Origin of the sequence: Mesorhizobium sp. M0998 (assembly GCF_040318885.1) — a bacterium.
Taxonomy (GTDB): domain Bacteria; phylum Pseudomonadota; class Alphaproteobacteria; order Rhizobiales; family Rhizobiaceae; genus Mesorhizobium.
On sequence record NZ_JAMYND010000069.1, the window covers coordinates 1 to 19,815 of the forward strand.

The 19,815-nt window shown below is 62.0% G+C and carries 17 protein-coding genes and 1 pseudogene; 12 read left to right on the top strand and 6 right to left on the bottom strand.

What is annotated here, in order from left to right; genetic code table 11:
- Positions 1-231 precede the first annotated feature (231 nt).
- Together uxuA and NKH59_RS31805 are read right to left on the bottom strand one after the other, a co-directional pair.
- Positions 232-1,410 carry a mannonate dehydratase gene (gene uxuA, locus NKH59_RS31800; protein ID WP_352742899.1) on the bottom strand — a complete coding sequence of 393 codons (1,179 nt, stop codon included), beginning with the start codon at positions 1,408-1,410 and terminating at the stop codon, positions 232-234.
- On the bottom strand, positions 1,407-2,909 hold the full coding sequence (locus NKH59_RS31805) for a mannitol dehydrogenase family protein (protein WP_353024203.1): 1,503 nt from the start codon (positions 2,907-2,909) through the stop codon (positions 1,407-1,409). The genes uxuA and NKH59_RS31805 overlap by 4 nt, the downstream gene beginning before the upstream one ends.
- 175 nt (positions 2,910-3,084) lie before the next feature.
- Here NKH59_RS31805 and uxaC point away from each other — a divergent pair, with 175 nt between their 5' ends.
- From uxaC to recQ, 10 genes and pseudogenes are all read left to right on the top strand, one after another.
- Complete coding sequence (gene uxaC / locus NKH59_RS31810) at positions 3,085-4,494, top strand: glucuronate isomerase (protein ID WP_353024204.1); 1,410 nt, start codon at positions 3,085-3,087, stop codon at positions 4,492-4,494.
- Positions 4,495-4,531: 37 nt separating this feature from the next.
- Positions 4,532-5,509, top strand: coding sequence for a TRAP transporter substrate-binding protein (locus tag NKH59_RS31815; protein ID WP_352749340.1), 978 nt, complete (start codon positions 4,532-4,534; stop codon positions 5,507-5,509).
- A 103-nt stretch (positions 5,510-5,612) separates the two neighbouring features.
- Positions 5,613-6,140 carry a TRAP transporter small permease gene (locus tag NKH59_RS31820; protein WP_023719697.1) on the top strand — a complete coding sequence of 176 codons (528 nt, stop codon included), beginning with the start codon at positions 5,613-5,615 and terminating at the stop codon, positions 6,138-6,140.
- A 4-nt stretch (positions 6,141-6,144) separates the two neighbouring features.
- Positions 6,145-7,425 (top strand): TRAP transporter large permease, encoded by a 1,281-nt coding sequence (locus tag NKH59_RS31825; RefSeq protein ID WP_023678089.1) that lies wholly within the window; start codon positions 6,145-6,147, stop codon positions 7,423-7,425.
- Positions 7,426-7,435: 10 nt separating this feature from the next.
- Complete coding sequence (locus tag NKH59_RS31830; protein ID WP_352613286.1) at positions 7,436-8,212, top strand: FadR/GntR family transcriptional regulator; 777 nt, start codon at positions 7,436-7,438, stop codon at positions 8,210-8,212.
- Between the two features lie 15 nt (positions 8,213-8,227).
- A complete protein-coding gene (gene kduI, locus NKH59_RS31835) occupies positions 8,228-9,085 on the top strand; it encodes a 5-dehydro-4-deoxy-D-glucuronate isomerase (RefSeq protein ID WP_352749337.1) in 858 nt (285 codons plus the stop codon).
- Positions 9,082-9,849: a 2-dehydro-3-deoxy-D-gluconate 5-dehydrogenase KduD gene (gene kduD, locus NKH59_RS31840; protein WP_352450890.1), complete on the top strand. Its 768-nt coding sequence runs from the start codon at positions 9,082-9,084 to the stop codon at positions 9,847-9,849. Before kduI ends, kduD begins: the two co-directional genes overlap by 4 nt.
- Positions 9,850-9,872: 23 nt before the next feature.
- Entirely contained in the window at positions 9,873-10,211 is a 339-nt protein-coding gene (locus NKH59_RS31845; protein ID WP_352450889.1) for a cupin domain-containing protein, read from the top strand.
- 1,049 nt (positions 10,212-11,260) lie between these two features.
- A pseudogene (locus NKH59_RS31850) lies at positions 11,261-12,366 on the top strand (AIPR family protein).
- A 148-nt stretch (positions 12,367-12,514) separates the two neighbouring features.
- On the top strand, positions 12,515-14,350 hold the full coding sequence (gene recQ, locus NKH59_RS31855) for a DNA helicase RecQ (RefSeq protein ID WP_353024207.1): 1,836 nt from the start codon (positions 12,515-12,517) through the stop codon (positions 14,348-14,350).
- A gap of 21 nt (positions 14,351-14,371) precedes the next feature.
- Here recQ and NKH59_RS31860 read toward each other — a convergent pair whose 3' ends face one another.
- Both NKH59_RS31860 and NKH59_RS31865 read right to left on the bottom strand, forming a co-directional pair.
- Positions 14,372-14,590: a hypothetical protein gene (locus NKH59_RS31860; RefSeq protein ID WP_245274746.1), complete on the bottom strand. Its 219-nt coding sequence runs from the start codon at positions 14,588-14,590 to the stop codon at positions 14,372-14,374.
- 209 nt (positions 14,591-14,799) lie between these two features.
- Positions 14,800-15,717 (bottom strand): alpha/beta fold hydrolase, encoded by a 918-nt coding sequence (locus tag NKH59_RS31865; RefSeq protein ID WP_352471264.1) that lies wholly within the window; start codon positions 15,715-15,717, stop codon positions 14,800-14,802.
- Between the two features lie 722 nt (positions 15,718-16,439).
- Here NKH59_RS31865 and NKH59_RS31870 point away from each other — a divergent pair.
- Both NKH59_RS31870 and NKH59_RS31875 read left to right on the top strand, forming a co-directional pair.
- Positions 16,440-17,036 (top strand): TetR/AcrR family transcriptional regulator, encoded by a 597-nt coding sequence (locus tag NKH59_RS31870; protein ID WP_353024209.1) that lies wholly within the window; start codon positions 16,440-16,442, stop codon positions 17,034-17,036.
- Positions 17,037-17,126: 90 nt separating this feature from the next.
- Complete coding sequence (locus NKH59_RS31875; RefSeq protein ID WP_353024211.1) at positions 17,127-17,690, top strand: DUF308 domain-containing protein; 564 nt, start codon at positions 17,127-17,129, stop codon at positions 17,688-17,690.
- Positions 17,691-17,833: 143 nt separating this feature from the next.
- Here NKH59_RS31875 and NKH59_RS31880 read toward each other — a convergent pair whose 3' ends face one another.
- Positions 17,834-18,619 carry a DUF2182 domain-containing protein gene (locus tag NKH59_RS31880; protein WP_353024212.1) on the bottom strand — a complete coding sequence of 262 codons (786 nt, stop codon included), beginning with the start codon at positions 18,617-18,619 and terminating at the stop codon, positions 17,834-17,836.
- Positions 18,620-18,679: 60 nt separating this feature from the next.
- Positions 18,680-19,318 carry a DUF1326 domain-containing protein gene (locus NKH59_RS31885; RefSeq protein WP_353024214.1) on the bottom strand — a complete coding sequence of 213 codons (639 nt, stop codon included), beginning with the start codon at positions 19,316-19,318 and terminating at the stop codon, positions 18,680-18,682.
- Between the last annotated feature and the right edge of the window lie 497 nt (positions 19,319-19,815).

The window sequence follows — 19,815 nt, forward strand, 5'->3', positions numbered from 1 at the left end:
TGACCCAGAACACGATCCACCATCGCGAATCTCCCTGCTCCAACCTCACAACAGAATCACTGATCGGCTTCTGTGCAAAGATCTCCTTTGTGGGAGAAGGTGGATCGGCGCACAGCGCCGAGACGGTTGAGGGGTGTTGGAAGAAACGAGACGGCGGCGATCCCTGGAGCACCCCTCATCCGACCGAGCTCCGCTCGGCCACCTTCTCCCACAAGGGGAGAAGGGGGCTGGTCACACCGCCAGTGCCTCTACTGCGCGCATCACGCCGCGCAGTTCGGCGAGGCCCTTCAGGCGGCCGATGCAGGAATAGCCGGGGTTCACCTTCTTGCCGATGTCGTCGACGATGGCGTGGCCATGGTCGGGACGCATCGGCACCTGCCAGTCCGCCCTGCCTGCCGCCTTGCGCCGCCGCTCTTCGCCAATCAGCGCCGACACGACCGCCACCATGTCGGTGTCGCCGTCGAGGTGCTCGGCTTCGTGGAAGGAGCCGTCTGGCTCCTTGGTGACGTTGCGCAGATGGGCGAAATGGATGTTTTCGGCGAAGGCCTTGGCCATTGCCGGCAGATCGTTCTGCGCGCCCGCGCCGTACGAGCCGGTGCACAGCGTCAGCCCGTTGGCCGGCGAAGCGACCGCGTCGAGCAGCGCGCGGGCATCATTGGCGTTGGAAACGATGCGCGGCAGGCCGAACAGCGAAAAGGGCGGATCGTCGGGGTGGATCGCCATCCTGACGCCGGCCTCTTCGGCCACCGGCACGATCTCGCGCAGGAAGGCAAACAGGTTTTCGCGCAGGCCTTCGGTGGAGACGTCCTTGTAGAGGTCGAGGGCGCGGCGGAAGCTTGCCCGATCGAAGATGAATTCGCGCGCCGGGACCCAGCCGATCAGGTTGCGCTCCAGCCTTGCCTTGTCGCTGTCGCTCATCCCTTGCAGTCGCACACGCGCGGCCTCGATACGGGCCGGTGGGTGATCGGCCTCCGCCCCTTCTCGCTCAAGGATGAAGACGTCATAGGCGCAGAGCTCGACGACATCGAAGCGCAGCGCCGTGCCGCCATGCGGCATCGGGTAATCGAGGTCCGTCCGCGTCCAGTCGGTGATCGCCATGAAATTATAGCAGACGGTGTTGATACCGGCGGCGGCGACGGCGCGGATCGAGGCCTTGTAATTGTCGATCAGGCTGCGCCAGTCGCCGCTGCGGGTCTTGATGTCCTCGTGCACGACGATGCTCTCGACCACGTCCCAGGTCAGCCCTGCTGCCTCGATCTCGGCCTTGCGCCTGGCGATCTCGTCTGCCGGCCAGGCGCGGCCGTCGTTGAGGTGGTGCAGCGCGCTGACGATGCCGACGGCGCCGGCCTGACGGACATGGGCAAGCGTCACCGGATCGTCCGGCCCGAACCAGCGCCAGGTCTGTCTCATGGCTTCTCACTCCCTATGCCAAGCGCCGCCAAAGCTGCGGCAGTGCCGCCCCGCCGCAGGCGCTCGAGATGGGCTGCCGTCAGATCGATCAGTGTCATGCGGTGGGCATGGTCCTTGGCGAAGCCGGCGAGATCGAATATCGCTGTCACCGTTTCATCAGCCGGCCGGCTGCCGAGCGCCGTAAGCCGAGCGTCGATCGGGTCGGCAAAATGGGCTTCCGGCAAGGTTTTGCCGCGCGCCTCGCAAGCGGCGATCCAGGCCGCCACCACCAGCATGAGATGCGCGGGCGGGTCACCGGCGCCCAGTCGATCGAGGGCCGAGGCGACGATGCGCTGCGGCAGCTTCTGGCTGCCGTCATTGGCGATCTGCGCCGTGCGATGGGCGAGCGCGGTGTTCGAATAGCGTTCGGCGAGCTGGGCCGTGTAGCCGGCCGTATCGAGCCCGGCGTCCTGCGGCAGCGTCGGGATGGCCTCGGCCCATAGTCCGTCGACGAATTGCCGGATCGCCGGATTGGCAAAGGCGCGGTCGACCGTGTCGTAGCCGCTGAGCAGGCCGAGATAGGCGATTGCCGAATGCGAACCGTTGAGCAGCCGCAGCTTCATGTCCTCGAAGGGCCCGACGTCGCCGACCATGGTGACGCCGAACTTTTCCCAGGCCGGTCTGCCAGCCGGGAAATCGTTTTCGACCACCCATTGGCAGAACGGCTCGGTCATCACCGGCCAGGCATCCTCGACGCCGAGCTCGACGGCGATACGCGCCCGCTCGGCGTCGGTAGTCGCCGGCACGATACGGTCGACCATGCTCGACGGAAAGGCGACGCCGTCGGCAATGTGTGCGGCGAGCCTGGCATCGCCTGAAGTGGCGAGCCTGGAATCGCGCAGTGCGGCGAATTCGACCAGCAGGCGGTGCAGCGTGGCGCCATTGGCCGGAAGGTTGTCGCAGCAGAGCACGGTGAAAGGCTGGATGCCGGCGGCACGGCGGCGCGACAGCGCCTCGGTCAGGAAACCATGCGCCGTCCGTGGCATTTGCGGGTTAGCCAAATCATGGGCGATGTCCGGATGGGTGCTGTCCAGACCGCCGCCGGCTGCTCTCAGATAAGCCTTTTCGGTGATCGTGAGCGTGACGATGCGGGTGCGCTGATCTGTCAGTGCGGCGAGCACCGCAGCCGGATCTTCCGGCGCCACCAGCAGCGACAGGATCGAACCGATGACGCGTAGCTCTTCGCCGATGCTGCTCCTGATCGCCAGCGCGTAGAGGCCATCCTGCGGCGCCAGTGCGTCGCGCGTGTCTGGACTGCGCAAGGACACGCCGACAATGCCCCAGTCCGCCTCGCCCGCCGCCAGGCAGTCGTCGACATAGGCCGCCTGGTGGGCGCGATGGAAGGCACCGACGCCGAGATGGACGATGCCAGGTGCGACGCCGCCGCGGTCGTAGCGCGGGGCCGCGACCGAAGCCGGCAGTGCCTTCAGCGTGCTGTTGGAAAGGCGTCTATTGGTCATTGCGCCACGTGTCTGATCGAGATTGTTGGGTCACTGCTGGCAGGCGGCGTAACACCCGATGCCGTCACGCACAATGGGCAATGGCCGTCGAAAAGTCATCATACAACAACCCAGTTTTTGTATGTTGACATTATTTCTTTTCAACCCTACCGATGTCCGGATTGGGAGGATTTGCGTGGCCACATTGACGGATCCGGACTTGCTGTTTGCCGCCGAGGCGCGCCCGCGTTCGTTGGCCCGCGATCTCTATGCCGCGGTCAAAGACCTTCCGATCGTCAGCCCGCACGGCCACACCGATCCGCGCTGGTATGCGCTCAACGAGGCGTTTCCCGATCCGGCGCAGTTGCTGATCGTGCCGGACCACTACATTTTCCGCATGCTGTTCAGCCAGGGCGTTCGGCTTGAGGAGCTTGGTGTGCCGACGCTTGACGGCTCGCCGGTTGAAACCGACGGCAGAACGATCTGGCGGTGCTTCGCCGAGCATTATTACCTGTTCCGCGGCACGCCGACCCGGCTGTGGTTCGACCATGTGCTTGCCCATCTGTTCGGCATCGACGAGCCGCTGACGGCCGCAACCGCCGACCGCCATTACGATATGATCTCGACCTTGCTGCAGTGGGAGAATTTTCGCCCGCGAGCGCTGTTCGAGCGCTTCAATATTGAAGTCATCGCAACGACCGAAGGCGCGCTCGACGATCTCAGATGGCACCAGATGATCCGCGACAGCGGCTGGGACGGCCGCGTCGTCACCGCCTATCGGCCGGATGCGATCGTCGATCCCGACTTCGAAGGGTTCTCGGCCAATCTCGACCGGCTTGGCGAGATCACCGGCTGCGACACCAGCAATTGGGCCGGCTATCTCGATGCGCATCGCCAGCGGCGCGCCTTCTTCAAGAGCTTTGGCGCGACTTCCTCCGATCACGGCCATTCGACGGCCGAAACCGCCAATCTCTCGGATGCCGCCGCGCAGGAGCTGTTCAACCGCATCCGCCGGGGCTCGGACGACGAGCGCGAGCGAAAGCTGTTCCGCGCCCAGATGCTGACCGAGATGGCCAAGATGAGCCGCGACGACGGGCTGGTCCTGCAGATCCATCCCGGCTCCTGGCGCAATCATTCGCCGGCTATCTTTCGGAAGTTCGGCAGGGACAAAGGCTTCGATATTCCGACGCGAACCGACTATGTGACGGCGCTGAAGCCGCTGCTCGACTGCGTCGGGCTGGAGCGCGACCTCACCATCATCCTCTTCACCCTCGACGAGACCAGCTATGCGCGCGAGCTGGCGCCGCTCGCCGGCGTCTACCCGGCATTGAAGCTCGGGCCGGCCTGGTGGTTCCACGACAGCCCCGAAGGCATGCGCAGGTTCCGTGAGATGACCACCGAAACCGCCGGTTTCTACAACACCGTCGGTTTCAACGACGATACCCGCGCCTTTCCATCCATACCGGCCCGCCATGATGTGGCGCGCCGGGTCGATTGCGCTTTTCTGGCGCGTCTCGTCGCCGAGCATCGGCTCGGCGAGGACGAGGCGCACGAGCTGGCGCAGGAACTTGCCTATACGCTCGCGAAAAAGGCGTACCGGCTCTAACGGCGCTTGCCGCCATCGTTCAAACGGGAGGAAACCAATGCTGCATTTTTCGAGACTGGCGGGGACTACGCTAGTTGCCGCCGCACTGCTGGCCGGAACGGCAAGCGCTCAGACGGTTCTGCGCTCGTCCGACACCCACCCGGACGGCTATCCGACGGTCGAGGCGGTCAAATATTTCGGCGAGCTGGTGAAGGAGCGCACGGCCGGCCGCTATGTGGTCGAGATCTATCCTTCCGCGCAACTTGGCGAGGAAAAGGACACGATCGAGCAGGTGCGCACCGGCGTGATCGATCTCAACCGCGTCTCGATGGCGCCGTTCAACGGGCTCATCCCGGAGACCACCGTGCCCTCGCTGCCCTACATCTTCCGTTCGGAAGAGCATATGCACAAGGTCATGGACGGGGCGATCGGCGACCAGATCGCGGCGGCGTTCGACCAGGTCGGGCTGGTGCTGCTCGCCTTTTACGACGGCGGCTCGCGCTCCTTCTATAATTCGAAGAAGCCGATCAACACTGTAGCCGATATGGCCGGCATGAAGTTCCGCGTCATCCAGTCCGACATCTTCGTCGACATGGTGGCGGCACTCGGCGCCAACGCGACGCCGATGCCGTATGGCGAGGTGTATTCGGCGATCGAGACCGGAGTCATCGACGGCGCGGAGAACAATTTTCCGAGCTACGACACCGCCAAGCATGCGGAAGTCGCCAAGTACTATTCGCTCGACGAGCACACGATGGTGCCGGAAGCCTTCGTCATGGCGAAGTCGAGCTGGGACAAGCTGACGCCGGAAGACCAGGCGATCTTCAAGGCGGCCGCCAAGGAAAGCGTCGCCAAGCAGCGCGAGCTGTGGACCGCCAAGGTCAAGGAATCGCGCGCCAAGGTCGAGGCGGCCGGTTCGCAGATCACGACGCCGGACAAGCAGCCCTTCATCGACGCGATGGGGCCGGTCTACGAGAAGCACGTCAAGGATGACAAGCTGAAGGCCATGGTCGAAGCCATCAAGGCCGTGCAGTGATCAAGCGGCGGCGCGGACATTCCGTGCCGCCATCCTCCTGGGGAGAAAACCGGTGACTTCCAGCCCAAGACCAACACCGCTCCTGTCCGGCGTCGCGCAAGTGATGTCGCGCGTCAGCACGGCGGCGCTGTCGATCGCCGGCATCGGGCTGGTGCTGATGACCGCCTTCGTCGCCTGGCAGGTGTTCGGCCGCTATGTTCTGAACCGCTCGCCGAGCTGGACCGAGCCGGGCTCGGTGATGCTGATGAGCTGGTTCATTTTCCTCGGCGCTGCCGTCGGTGTGCGCGAGAACTACCATCTTGGCTTCGACGTACTGCTCTACGTGCTGCCGAAAGGCGGCAAGCGCTGGCTGCGGATGATTTCGGATCTTGTCGCGCTCGCCTTCGGCATCGGCATGATCTGGTATGGCAGCCAGCTGGTCGCATTGACCTGGGGCTCCGTCTTGCCGTCACTCGGCATATCGGGGGGCTGGGACTATGTCCCGCTTGTCGCGGGAGGCGCGCTCATCGTGCTCTTCACGCTGGAGCGCATCGTGCTTCGCCTCTCCGGCGCGCCGATCGACGATGCCCTCGATGAACTGCCGCCGGCCGAAGTCGCGGCCGAACTCGACACCGCCAACGTGAAGGTCTGACGCCATGGAACTGTGGATTCTGTTCGGCGTCTTCACCCTGCTGATGCTTATCGGCACGCCGATCGCTTTCTGCCTGGGCGTCGCAAGCCTGGCCACCGTCCTCTATATGGGCCTGCCGCCGCTGATCGTGTTCCAGCGCCTGAATTCCGGCATGAGCGTCTTTTCGCTGCTGGCCATTCCGTTTTTCATCTACGCCGGCGACTTGATGGTGCGCGGCGGCATCGCCAGCAAGATCGTTGCCTTCGCTGGCTCGCTCGTCGGCCATTTGCGCGGCGGCCTCGGGCAGGTCAACATTGCAACCGCTACACTGTTCGGCGGCATTTCCGGCTCCGCGGTGGCGGAGGCAGCGGCGGTAGGCGGCCTGATGATCCCGCAAATGAAGGCGCGTGGCTATGGAGCGGACTACGCCGTCAACGTCACGTCGATGGCGGCACTGATCGCGCTGCTGCTGCCGCCGTCGCACAACATGATCATCTACTCGATCTCGGCAGGCGGAAAGATCTCCATCGCCGATCTGTTCACGGCCGGTATCATCCCGGGCCTGCTGCTGGCCCTGTCGCTGATGGTCACCGCCTATATCGTCGCGCGCTCCCGCGGCTATCCGACCGAGGCGTTTCCGGGCTTCACCGCAGTCGCGCATCTTTTCGCCGTCGCCGTGCCCGGCCTGCTGTTGATCGCGATCATCTTCGGCGGCGTGCGATCGGGCGTCTTCACCGCCACCGAGAGTTCCTGTATCGCCGTCATCTATGCGCTGCTCGTGACCGTCTTCGTTTACCGGCAGATGACCTGGGAAGGGTTCGTTCATGCCACCCATGGCGCCGTGCGCACCACGGCCATGGTGCTGCTCATCATCGGCATGGCGGCGGCGTTCTCGTGGCTGATGGCCTTCCTGAAAGTGCCGGCAGCGCTCATCGCCTCCATGAACGCGATCTCGGACGATCCGCTGGTCGTGCTTCTCCTGCTCAACCTCCTGATGCTGTTCCTCGGCACGTTCATGGACATGGGGCCAACGATCATCATTTGCACGCCTATCTTCCTGCCCGTGGCGCAGGCCTACGGCGTCGATCCGGTGCATTTCGGCGTCATCATGATCCTCAATTTCGGCATTGGGCTGAACACGCCGCCGGTGGGCGCAGTTCAGTTCGTGGCATGCGCAGTGGGCAAGATATCCGTCTGGGAATCGATGCGCTCGATCTGGCCGTTCTATGGCGCAGGCCTCGTGGTGCTGGCGCTCGTCACTTACATTCCGGCCATTTCGCTATGGCTGCCGAGCGTCTTCAAATAGGGGGTGCGACATGGCATCGGACACTGCCGTCGGGCTCCGCGTCGAACGAAGACCGAAGCTTTCGGAAACCGTCGTCGCGGCGATCCGCAAGCAGCTGCAGGCGGGCGAGATCCAGCCTGGGCAAAAGCTGCCGACCGAGGGCCAGCTGACGGAAACCTTCGGGGTCAGCCGCACCGTGATACGCGAGGCGCTGGCCAAGCTTGCCGCGGACGGCCTGGTCGAGCCGCGCCAAGGCGCCGGCGTTTTCGTCACCGAACATATCTCGACAGCGTTCGGTGCCCTGGCAGCGGAGATGGGCAGCAAGGATTCGATTGCCCTCAACGTGCTCGAAGTCAGGTTGGCGATCGAGATCGAATCCGCCGGGCTCGCCGCCATCCGGCGCAACGCCGCGCAGGAAGCGGCAATCCAGGAAGCCTTCTTCGAGTTCGAACGGCTGCTCCTCAACAGCGAGCCGACTGGACCGGCCGACCTTGCCTTCCACCGTGCAATCGCCAGCGCCACCAACAATCCGTTCTATGTCGAGATGCTCGACGTGCTCGGCCGCCGCGCCATTCCTTGCGACGTGACCTCGCCCTGGTCGACCGAGATCGCCCAATCGGACGCCTATCAGCGCGGCCTGCAGCGTGAGCATCTGGTAATCCTCAATGCTATCTCGTCAGGCGATGCCGAAGCGGCGCGGGAGGCGATGCGCGCGCATCTCGGTGCCAGCCAGCAGCGCTATCGCGAGCGCCTGCACGCGCGCCAGGTTTTTTATGCCGACTCGGTCAAGGCCGCGGCAACCGAATGAGCAATTGAGGCAGCAATGATTCAATCTGACGATCACACGGATTTCACCTCCCGCTTCGCCATCGACCCTGTTTCTGCCGCAGCCATGGGAACGGACGAGCTGCGACACAATTTCCTCATCGAGGACTTGTTCCAGCCCGGCCGCATCGGCCTGACCTACACCCATTACGACCGCATGATAGTCGGCGGCGCCATGCCCGCCGGTACACCGCTGCCGCTGCAGGCGATCAAGCCGACCGGGACCAAGAATTTTCTCGACCGCCGTGAGATGATCATCGTCAACATCGGCAGCGCGGGCGTCGTCAAAGCCGGCGGCCAATCCTACGAGCTGCAGGCGCGCGACATGCTCTATCTCGGCATGGGCACCGATGAGGTGTCGTTCGCTGCGACCAATCTGGCTGAGCCGGTTAAGTTCTACCTGCTCAGCGCGCCGGCGCATCAGAGCCATCCCAACCGGCTGATCCGCATCGGCGATGCCAAGCGGCTCGATCTCGGCAGCCAGGCAACCTCCAACGAGCGCTCGATCTTCCAGTTCATCCATGCCGATGGGGTAAAGACCTGTCAGCTTGTCGTCGGCATGACGCAGCTTGCCTCCGGTTCGGTCTGGAACACCATGCCATGCCATGTGCATGACCGGCGCATGGAAGCCTATCTTTATTTCGATCTGCCGGAGGCGGCGCGGGTGTTTCATTTCATGGGCGAGCCGGACGAAACGCGCCATCTCGTCATGCGCAACGAGGAGGCGGTGCTGTCGCCGGGATGGTCGATCCATTCGGGCGCCGGCACCTCCAACTACGCCTTCATCTGGGCGATGGCCGGCGATAATGTCGACTATACCGATGTCGACCTGGTGGCGATGGAGGAGCTCAAGTGAGCGATCTCTCGGCCTTCAGCCTTGCCGGCAAGCGCATCCTCGTCACCGGCGCCAATACCGGCATCGGCCAAGGCATCGCCGTGTCGATCGCGCGCGCAGGCGGCGCGGTCGTCGGCGTCGGCCGGTCGGCGATGGACGAGACGGCGGAGAAGATTGCGGCTGTCGGCGGCCGCTTCGAGGCGGTCCTCTGCGACCTTGGCGACGATGCCGCCGCCCAGGCGATGCTTGACCGCGTCTGGGCGGATACGGGGCCGCTCGATGGCCTGGTCAACAATGCCGGCATCATCCGGCGTGCCGACGCGGTCGACCTCACCGAAGCCGACTGGGACGACGTCATGGGCGTCAATCTGAAGACGGTGTTCTTCCTCAGCCAGAGTTTTGCCAGGCGCGTGCTTGCCGAGCCGGGACGGCGCGGCAAGATCGTCAACATCGCTTCGGTGCTGAGCTTTCAGGGCGGCATTCGCGTCGCCTCCTACACCGCCTCCAAACACGGCGTGCTCGGCATCACCCGCCTGCTTGCATGTGAATGGGCGGCAAAGGACATCAACGTCAACGGCATTGCGCCGGGCTATATCGAGACCAACAACACCGAGGCGCTGCGCACCGATCCCGACCGCAGCGCTTCGATCCTGGCGCGCATTCCGGCCGGCCGCTGGGGCGCGCCGGAAGACATCGGCGACGCAGCCGTCTTCCTGCTGGCGCCAGCGTCCAACTACATGCATGGCGCGTTGGTGCCGGTGGACGGCGGCTGGCTGGCACGATGAACAGCGACGATGAGAGTCTGACGATGACCGGAACCAAAATCTTCTCGCATGCCGGCGAGGCTGCGTGGACGCCGACGCCCGACGGCAACCGCCGGCGCGTGCTCCTGCACACCGACGAACTGATGATGGTCGAGTTCGGTTTCGACAAGGGCGGCGTCGGCGCGCTGCACTCGCACCCGCATGTCCAGGCGAGCTACGTCGCCGAAGGCCGCTTCGAAGTCACCATCGACGGCAGGACCGAGATCCTGGAAACCGGCAGCAGCTTCATCGTTCCTTCCAACCTTGTCCATGGCGTCAAGGCGCTGCAGGCGGGACGACTGGTCGACAGCTTCACGCCGCACCGCGCCGATTTCCTCGACTGAGCTGCGGGCCCGAAGATCAGGCAGCCGGTTCTCAGAAAAAAACCCGCGCCTCCGGAGAGACGCGGGCGTGTTGCCTGGGCGCTTGTGGCGCCGCGGTACTCAAAACATCACCGCAGAACCTGAACCTGCCGAATGATGGTGAAGATAGGATTAACCGCAAGCTGTACCGGGAGCATGTGGACATGCACTCGAACGTTTTGCCATAGGATGAATGCCGGGGTCTGCCCGCCCCAGCCGCGAACTGCAGGAGCCGAGTTCTTATTGTCGGGAAGGGCTGCGTATCGAAGTCGCTGCGACTGTCCTTCAGCGAACGTCGTTAGAAAATATGATGCCCGCCTAGCGGTCGAGGGGCCGCGCGGCTATGATCACCCAAAGCACCCTAACTTACATAAGCGAAGCACCATGAATCCAGTGATCCGTGCCCAACTCCGTGACTTCGCGAAGGCGAACTCAATTACAGCCTACACGCAAGAGAAACAGTTCGAAATCTACAGTATATTTTCAATCCTGGCGAGAGCGTTGACGCTTACAACGTCCATCTGGAAGGAGACGAGTTCGGCGTCGACGGAATCGCTGTGGTCATTCAGGGTGAGTCTGTAAATAGCCGTCAAGAAGCTGAAGACAAGTTGGCCACCATAAACAACCCCTCGATTGAGTTCATCTTCTTTCAAGCTAAAACAAGCACTGGCTACGACTATGGCGACATCTCAAAGTTTTTTGACGCGGTGTCAGGATTCTTTGATGGGAGTCTAAAAGGTGAGAGCGACGCGATTGACGATCTCATAGGTGCGATGGATGCCATATACGAAAAAGGTGTCGGCAAACGAAATCCAAAGCTTAGCTGCTACTACGTAGCGACAGGCAACTATGAGCAACCGACAAGGATCGAGAAGCTTCGAGCAGGTTTTCGTGTTGAACTTGAGGAGCTAAATATCTTTGATTCAAACACCATTGCTATCGAGATAGTCGGAGCGCGCGACCTCCAGCAGTGGTACCGAGCCGCGACCACCGCTGTGGAGGTCGAAATTGATTTTCCACGAAACGTTGTTATGCCCACCAACGAGCATGTGGAGGAGGCCTACATTGGCTACATTGATGCAGCGAACCTGTTGGCCCTTTATGTCTCCAAGGACGCCGATGAAGAGGTTGTCGGCATTAACAGGTCGGTGTTTTTTGACAACATCCGCGACTACGATTCAAAGTCCAAGATTAATATCTCCATCAAGGACAGCGTCCGTGCAGGCGGTGGCGCGGAGTTCGTATTCCGTAACAATGGAATAACTGTTGTTTCGAAGAACATAGACCGAACTGGAGATCGCTTTCGTCTGGAAGATTTCCAGATCGTCAACGGGTGTCAAACCAGTAACGTCATATTCGACCTAGTCTACGGTGATGGTGGCAGCGAGGGGAAGGGCGATCGGAATTTGACGAAAGCGATCCAAGTCCCCTTCCGCCTGATCGGCTCTAAAGACGACGAATTCGTTTCTTCCATCATCGTCGGCACCAACAGGCAAATCCGGTGCGGGATGAACAGTTTTGGGCGCTTCGCCCATTTATGAAGAGTTTTGAAGAGTACTGCCGAAGCCTTGAAGCGGAGGAGATTATTTATTTCGAGCGGCGCGATAATCAGTACCGAAATCAGGACGTTGAGCGCACTCGCGTGATGCAGCCCTCGGTTTTGATGAAGGCCGTTGCTGCGTGCTTGCTGTTCCAACCTCAGCGAGCGGCTCGAGACTACCGTGGCATTCTCTCCGAGTACGAAAATGTGATCTTCTTGGATGAACAGGATGTCCGAATCTATCACGCTGTAGCGTACCTTTACTATCGGTTAGAATTCTTGTGGCGAAATCAACGCATTGAGAATGGTTACAAGACATTCAGGTACTATATATTAGCGGGGATAGGGCTTAGACTTACAGAAGCCAAGAATGTTTTTACAATGAAGAAGGGAAAGCTGGCGAGTGTATCCGACGCGCTGCTGGAGCTCTGCAAGAACGAGGATGGGCTGAAGGACGCAGTAACGGACATTGTAAAGCTCGTCGAGGAGCGGCTGAAAGACATGGGCGTAGCCACCCAAGAGCGAATTCGAGACACCATCCGCTCAGAAACTTTCGCTTCAATGTTCCGCGAAAGGGTTGTTCCCTCCTTCACTTGAACAGAAGCTGAGGACGCCCACGAAAGATGCCATCTGCTAATGCAAAGTGCCGTGGGGAGAGTGGGTTGATCGCTCTCCACACCCTCTCGAATCCCCGAAAAACTCGATTCCAGCGCAGTCCGGCCGCGCCGATTGCAGAAACGCCGTAATGCAGGTAGCAGCGAGCATCCCGGCAGAGGATTCCAAGCGGCGCGTCCTGAAAGATGTATTCGGCTTCGATGATTTTCGTCTCGGCCAGGCGGCCGTGATGGAGGCGCTGCTGGCCGGGCATCATGTGCTGGCTGTCATGCCGACCGGCGCCGGCAAATCGCTCTGCTACCAGGTCCCGGCGCTGGTCCTGGGCGGGCTCACCATTGTCGTTTCGCCGCTGGTGGCCCTGATGCAGGATCAAGTCGCCGCATTGCGCCTTGCCGGCGTGGCGGCCGATACGATCAATTCCTCGCTCGACCGCGATGCCAATGTCGCTGCATGGCGCCGTGTCGCGGCAGGCCAGACGCGCCTGCTCTATCTTGCACCGGAGCGGCTCATGACCGTGCGAATGCTCGAGGCGTTGACCAAGCTCGATGTCCGGCTGATCGCCATCGACGAGGCACATTGCATCTCCCAATGGGGACCAGCGTTCCGGCGCGAATACGAAGAATTGTCGAGACTACGTGATATCTTCCCGAAAGTGCCGATCATTGCGTTGACGGCGACGGCGGACGAGACGACGCGCACCGACATTGCCGCGCAACTGTTCGACGGGCGCGTCGATACCGTGGTGCTCGGCTTCGACCGGCCGAACATCAAGCTAGGCATTGAGCCCAAGCAGGACAGCAAGCGCCAATTACTAAACTTCGTGCAGCGCCATGCGGGCCGCAGCGGGATCGTCTATTGCCTGTCACGCAAAAAGACCGAAGAGATGGCGGCGTTCCTCGAGCGGAACGGCGTACGCGCGCTCGCCTATCACGCCGGCATGAGCAAGGACGCGCGTGAAGCGAATCAAAACGCTTTCATGACCTTGTCCGGCGTGGTGATGGTGGCGACCATCGCCTTCGGCATGGGGATCGACAAGCCGGACGTCGCCTATGTCTTCCACACCGACCTGCCGGGCAGCTTGGAGGCCTATTATCAGGAAATCGGGCGCGCGGGCCGCGACGGGCGGGCGGCCGAGGCACATATGCTGTTCGGTCTCGGCGATATCCGCATGCGCCGGCTTTTCATCGAAGACGAGGATGCACCGGCTGAGCACAAAAGGCGCGCGCATGGCCGGCTCGAAACGCTGATCGGTTATTGCGAGACGACGCAGTGCCGCCGTCAGATCCTGCTTGGCTATTTCGGCGAAAGTGCTTCGCCTTGCGGCAATTGCGACAACTGCCTCGACCAGGCGCCGCATGCGGATGGTGAGGCGGAGGCACGGCTCATCCTGGCGGCGATCGCACAGACCGGCGAGCGCTTCGGCGTTGCCCATGTCGTCGATGTCCTGCTCGGCCATGAGACCGAGAAGGTCCTGGCCAGGAACCACCACAGGCTTGCCGGCTTCGGCACCGGTGTGGCGCATAAAAAAAGTTTCTTGCTGTCGCTGCTCCGCCAACTCGTCGCGGGAGGGTTCCTGACATTGGACTCAGCCGGCCATGGCGGCCTCGCCATTGCCGAGAAGGGCCGTGCGCTGGCCCGGGGCGAGGCCTTGTTCCGGTATCGCGTGGACGCGCGCCAGTCATCGCGAGGCAAGATACGTCCTGAGGATACCGCAGCAGGCACGGAAGGTCTGGATTCGGCGCTGCTGGCCGCGCTCAAGGCTGTGCGGCTGCGTCTTGCCCGGGAACGCCAGGTGCCGGCCTTCGTGATCTTTTCGGATCGTACGCTGATCGATATGGCCGAACGCTGCCCGCGTGATCTGGACGCCTTCGCCGCGGTCAACGGCGTCGGCGCCGCCAAGCTCAAGGATTTCGGCGAGATATTCCTCGGCGCGATCGCTGCGCATCAATCCGGGGTGGCGGGCTGAAGACCCACTTCAGTGACGCAATCAGCACCGGCTTCGTCTCGCCGCCGCAATCGCAGCCTCCTGCTGCCGCAAGCGCTCGATCTTCGCACTCTGGCGGGCAGCCACGGTCGAGGCGACACGCTGCCCTCCCAACAGCCAGCCCGGAATGTTGGTGTGGACGACTTTGCCACGAGCGATGGCTGTCGCCGACATTTCGTCGGCGACAGCGCCCATCGCCACGTTGAGCTCGACGCAACTCATCTTGTCGTATTTCGCAGCATCAAAGGATGCCGGCAAAGGCGATGCGCAACTTCCGACAAACATGAGGCTGCATATCAGAGGCGCGGCCGTGGAGATCGCCTTCATTCCCTTATCAAGCACATTGATGCCGGACGGGCGCATTTCCGGAGGTTCTCGATCTCAGGCCGTGAAGCGCTCCCGAGGTTCCGCGTAACTGAAGCATGTGACCTCTACAATACCCTGTGCTGACCGACCTGTTTGTCTTCAAAGAATTCCGAGAGAGCCGCTGCCGTCTTGTCGGGGTGCTCTTCCGGGAAAAAGTGCCCGCCTTGGACAGCGCGTCCTGCCACTTTGTCGGCCCATTTCCTCCAGATGGCCAGCGGCCCGCCTTCTTGCGCATACCAGTTCTCCAGGGCGCCTTCGCCACTCCATAGCGCCAGTAGCGGACAGTCGATGCGACGACCGTTTGCGCGGTCCAACGCGTCATGTTCACGATCGATCGTCGCAGCGGCGCGATACTCTTCGCAGATGGCATGAATATGCGCGGGATCGCGAAGCGCATCAACATAGGCGTCCCTGACCTCTTTGGAGACCATTTTCGCTGACGATCCCCACTGCGTTATTGCATCGTCGACGACAGCATCGGGAGCCGCGCCGATCAGACGCTCCGGCAGGGGCTCCGGCTGGGCAAGAAGGCTCCAGGGCCAGAAGCCAAGCGCCAGTCTGGCATCCGCCCGATCCCATGTTGCGGCGGTGGGGATGATGTCGAGGACGGCGATTTTGAGCACGTTGTCGGGATGGTCCAGCGCCAGGCGATAGGCAACCCGCCCGCCACGATCATGCCCGGCAACCATGAACCGCTCAAACCCCACTTGCTTCATGGCCTGAACCATGTCGCCGGCCATGGCGCGCTTGGCGTATGGGCTATGATCGGCCGAGGAAACCGGACATCCGCTTTGGCCATAGCCTCGAAGGTCGGCGGCGACGACCGTGAAGCGGGGCGCCAAGGCTGCGGCGATATCCCTCCACATCAGATGCGTTTCTGGAAAACCGTGAAGAAGCAGCAGCGGCGGACCGGTGCCTCCGACCCTTGCGAAAATCGTCGTATCGTCCAGTCGTAGGCTGGTGGCTCTGAAACCTGCAAACACCGTCAGCCTCCTCCGCGCTCTTAGGAAAGCTCCGTAAGGGCGCTAACGGCCGCCTGGGGCGAAAACCCCGGCCGCGATGGCCAGGGTTCAAGCCGGCCAGTTGCTAGAATCGAAACCAGACCCAGACGCGCCTGCGGAAGCACCGCCTGCGCCGATAGCCGTTTCGCCAGTAAACGCGACAGACCCTTCTCCAGGCGCGCCGGCGGCGCCGGCGCGGCATGTGCCACCGGCGATGATAGACTGGTTGCAACTCTGCTTGAGTTTCGTCGTCGTCGAAGGTCTCGACATCCGGCGCCTCGAGTTCATCGAGAATGCTCCTTCTGGCAGTTGGAACGCCGGCCACCGCATTGATTGGCCGAACCGTGCTTGCAAGGGCCGCGGCCCCGGCAATGCCAAACATTCCTGTCAAAAATAGTCGCCGATCCATGGAAACCTCCCAGTCTTCAACCAGCGATAGAACAAGCTAACGATGGGGAGATAGCGCAGTCGGTGCAAACGCCTAGTGCCGCACGGCGATTAGCGGTGGTCCGGTCGGCCGGAGGGTGTTGCCTCGTCCTCGAAGTGGGAATGGCTACCTCGATCGACAAACACCCGGAGTTTTCTGAATTGGAGGGCCGAAAACAATGAAGATCGAATGACGTCTACGCCATAGCCACGCAATTTCACGCTACTCGCGTTGCAAGGAGGCTTGACTGCCATCCTACCAGAAGGTAGGTAAAAGCATGAGCAACTTGTCTACCACCTCTGACGACATCCTGGCTTGTGCGCGTTCGCTGATCGTGGCTGGCGGCTACAACGGTTTCAGTTATGCCGACGTTGCTGATGTGGTCGGGATCCGTAAGGCGAGCATCCATCACCATTTCCCAAGCAAGGTCGATCTGGTTCGGACGCTGGTTGCGCAGTATCGCGAAGAAACTGAAGCGGGGATTGCAAATGTCGAACTTCACGAATCCGATCCGCTCGAACAGTTGCGGATCTATGCCGGGTATTGGGAAGCCTGCATCGCGAACGCCAGCGCCCCGTTTTGTATCTGCGCGCTGTTGGCAAGCGAGCTCCCCGTGCTGCCCGAGGAAGTTAGCCTTGAGGTCCGGGCGCATTTCCGCTCGCTGTCGGCTTGGCTGACATCGGTGATGGAGCGCGGTGCGCGGCACGGCCAATTTCGACTGATGAGTACCCCTCGTGCCGAGGCTGAAGCGTTCATGGCGACCGTTCACGGCGCGATGCTTTCAGCCCGGGCCTATGGCGATCCGAAGATATTCGCCGTCGTGACTGGCCCGCTCCTGGAGCGGTTCCGCACTTCCCCCCGGATACGAGCCTAGATCTCAACTAACCATAATAGCAATCACTCCGCGACGTTCGTCGAGAGTCCCTACCTACTAGTCGAAAGGGTTATCCAATGACGGCTCACAGTGACAATCTTTCCCGCGCCAGCCCAGGAACAATGGCTCAAGCTTTATTACTTCGCTCGGACGGCGTTCTCGGCTGTCTGGGTGGCGGCTGCCTTTACGGTGGGACAGCATTCCGGGGTGGTCGCGGCGGTTTTGCTCGTGGCTTATCCTGCATGGGATGCCCTGGCCAATTTTGTCGATGCATCGCGCAGCGGAGGATTGGGACAGAATCGCACCCAGGCCATCAACGTCGTGGTCAGTGTGGCGACAACGTTCGCGGTCGTTGTTGCGCAGAAGATGAGCATGAACTGGGTGCTGGGCGTGTTCGGCCTATGGGCGATCCTGTCCGGCCTGCTTCAACTCGGTACCGCTGTCCGCCGTTGGAAGAGCTCTGGTGCGCAGTGGGCGATGGTCCTGAGCGGAGGGCAATCAGCACTGGCAGGCACGTTTTTCATCGCGCAGGCGCGGATGCCGATGCCGCCATCGATCTCCAACGTGGCCGGCTATGCCGCAGTAGGCGCCCTCTACTTCCTGGTTTCGGCGGTGTGGCTGAGCGTGAGCCAATTGCGGCGGAAGGCTGCATAGCGTGCCATCTTGAGCCAGCACCGCTCCGACTGTCAGCTGCTGGCATCGTTCGTCAAACAGAACGACCCACCCTTACCCCTAAGGACTGAAAATGAGACCGATGTGTTTGGAATTTCACCACCCGGCTGAGGGTTAGCCGCTCATCAGGGCATCTCGATCGCGCCGAACGATACAGCGACCCCGAGGGCCATCAGCGCAATGCCCACAGCAACTTCGAAGCGGCGGCCGCGCTGCAGCAGCTTCTCGACGAAGACGACCAGCGTCAACAGCAGCATCCAGGCGACGCTCATGATGCCCACCGCGACCAACACGGCAAACAGAGCCCAGCAGCAGCCAAGGCAATAGAGTCCGTGCCGCAGCCCCATCTCGACTGCGCCAACCCGCCCGTCGCGCCAATGCTGCGCAATGAAAGCGAGCGGCGAACAGCAATGGCTGAGGCAAATGTGCTTGAGGGTCGTGAATTGGTAGAGGCCGGCAACGCCAAGCGTTATACCGAGTGCGAGCGGCGCCCATTTCGAACGCTGAGGCGGATCGAGGCTCGTCGCAAACTCGCTTCCGAGCTGGACCAGGACATACACAAGAAGGCCCGCCGCCGCCCAGACGAGCATGTAGCCCGCGACGAATATCCACGCCGGGATGGCGACGTGCTGTTCGCGCCTGGCCTGCGCCGCTGCGAACATAAAGATCATGGGCGCGGCCGCCGGCAGCATCATAGCAGCCATCATCACCGTCCATGCAGCAAGAAAGGCGGCGGCGCCGGCGAGTGACCAGCCGTCGGCGGCAATTCCGGCCGTCGCCACGCCGGCCATGCCTTCCATACCCTCCATCCCGCCGCGCACCGCAATGCCCATTGGCATATCCATGCTGAGGGTCAGCGCCCATGCCGCCGCTGTCAGCACCACGAGCGATGCGAGAAGGCCGAGCGGCATGCCACGCAAATTCCGGAGCCGCCACGATTTCCCGGGGGACGCGTCAGGCATCGGCACGTCCTAGTTCGGGCCGGTCCAGTCGAACGGAATGTGTTTGCTGGAGCGGGCCGTGCCCGTCCAGTCGAGCCCGAAGCCTTTGGTGCTCACCTCGACCGAACGCCCCCAGGTGGCAACCTGGCCCGGGCCGACCTCCGAGCCCGGCGGGTTGATCGTCTGCACCCGCTTGCCGGGTGGTGTTGTGGGACCTGAAAGTGCTTCCGCATGCCCGACGACGAGGCCAGGAATCTCGACCCGCCAGGTGGCGAGGTCGCCCGCCACCTCGAAAGTGATCGGCACGAACTCCATGCCACGCATCTCGCCGATGTTGGCGGCAAAGCCAGCCGGCCAGCCGCCAGCCTGCCCGCCGAAGATCGCCTGAAGGGCTTCACGTTGCCGCTCGTTCGCCTTCTCGTCGAGGTACATGCCCATCACGGCTTTTGCCTCGCCGGCCCATAGATTGCCTTCAAACTCGCCGAGCGCCACCAGCGACAGGCCGTCGAGCTTCACGTCGCCATACCGACCCTCGCGCACATGCCAGGCGAGCACGCCCTGGCAGTGATTGCCGGTCGGCCGCTGGGCGAATTCGCAAGGGCAAGGGATGTCGCAGCTGCAGATGTCGAACCAGTCGCCTGCGAGCCGCCATTGAGGCACTGCATTCATGGCTCTGCCTCCCGGAATATAGCGCCATTTATACCTCGAAGGCGGGGCGCGCTCCAGCAGTTAGTGCATCGCTCGCTGATTTTGGTGGCCCTTGCCGCCGCAGAACAAGTCACCGCGTCTTGATCAGCAACTGCTCGCAACAGAACCCAGCCGCCATCCAGTGCGAAGTGGTTTCTTGCTCCGTTCCATGTGATCGATGAGGTCGTGGATAGGTTCGCGACGGGTCGATCACCAAATACACTTACGATCCGACTGACGCTTGACCCACACTGCGAACTGACAACCTTCCGCAACACCGCTCGGTTGCCTGGTCACAACGACGTAGCGGGCCAATGCTAACGCCGGGCTGCAATTGAGCTCCGCGACTTCACAAGCATTTATGGCTGAGTTCGGCAGGCAGCATCAAAAAAATTGCGCGGCCTGAGACATAGGTGACGTTTTGTACCGGACACATGGGTAACACTTTTGGCTTTTGGCCGGAGGTGTTGATGCCGTGG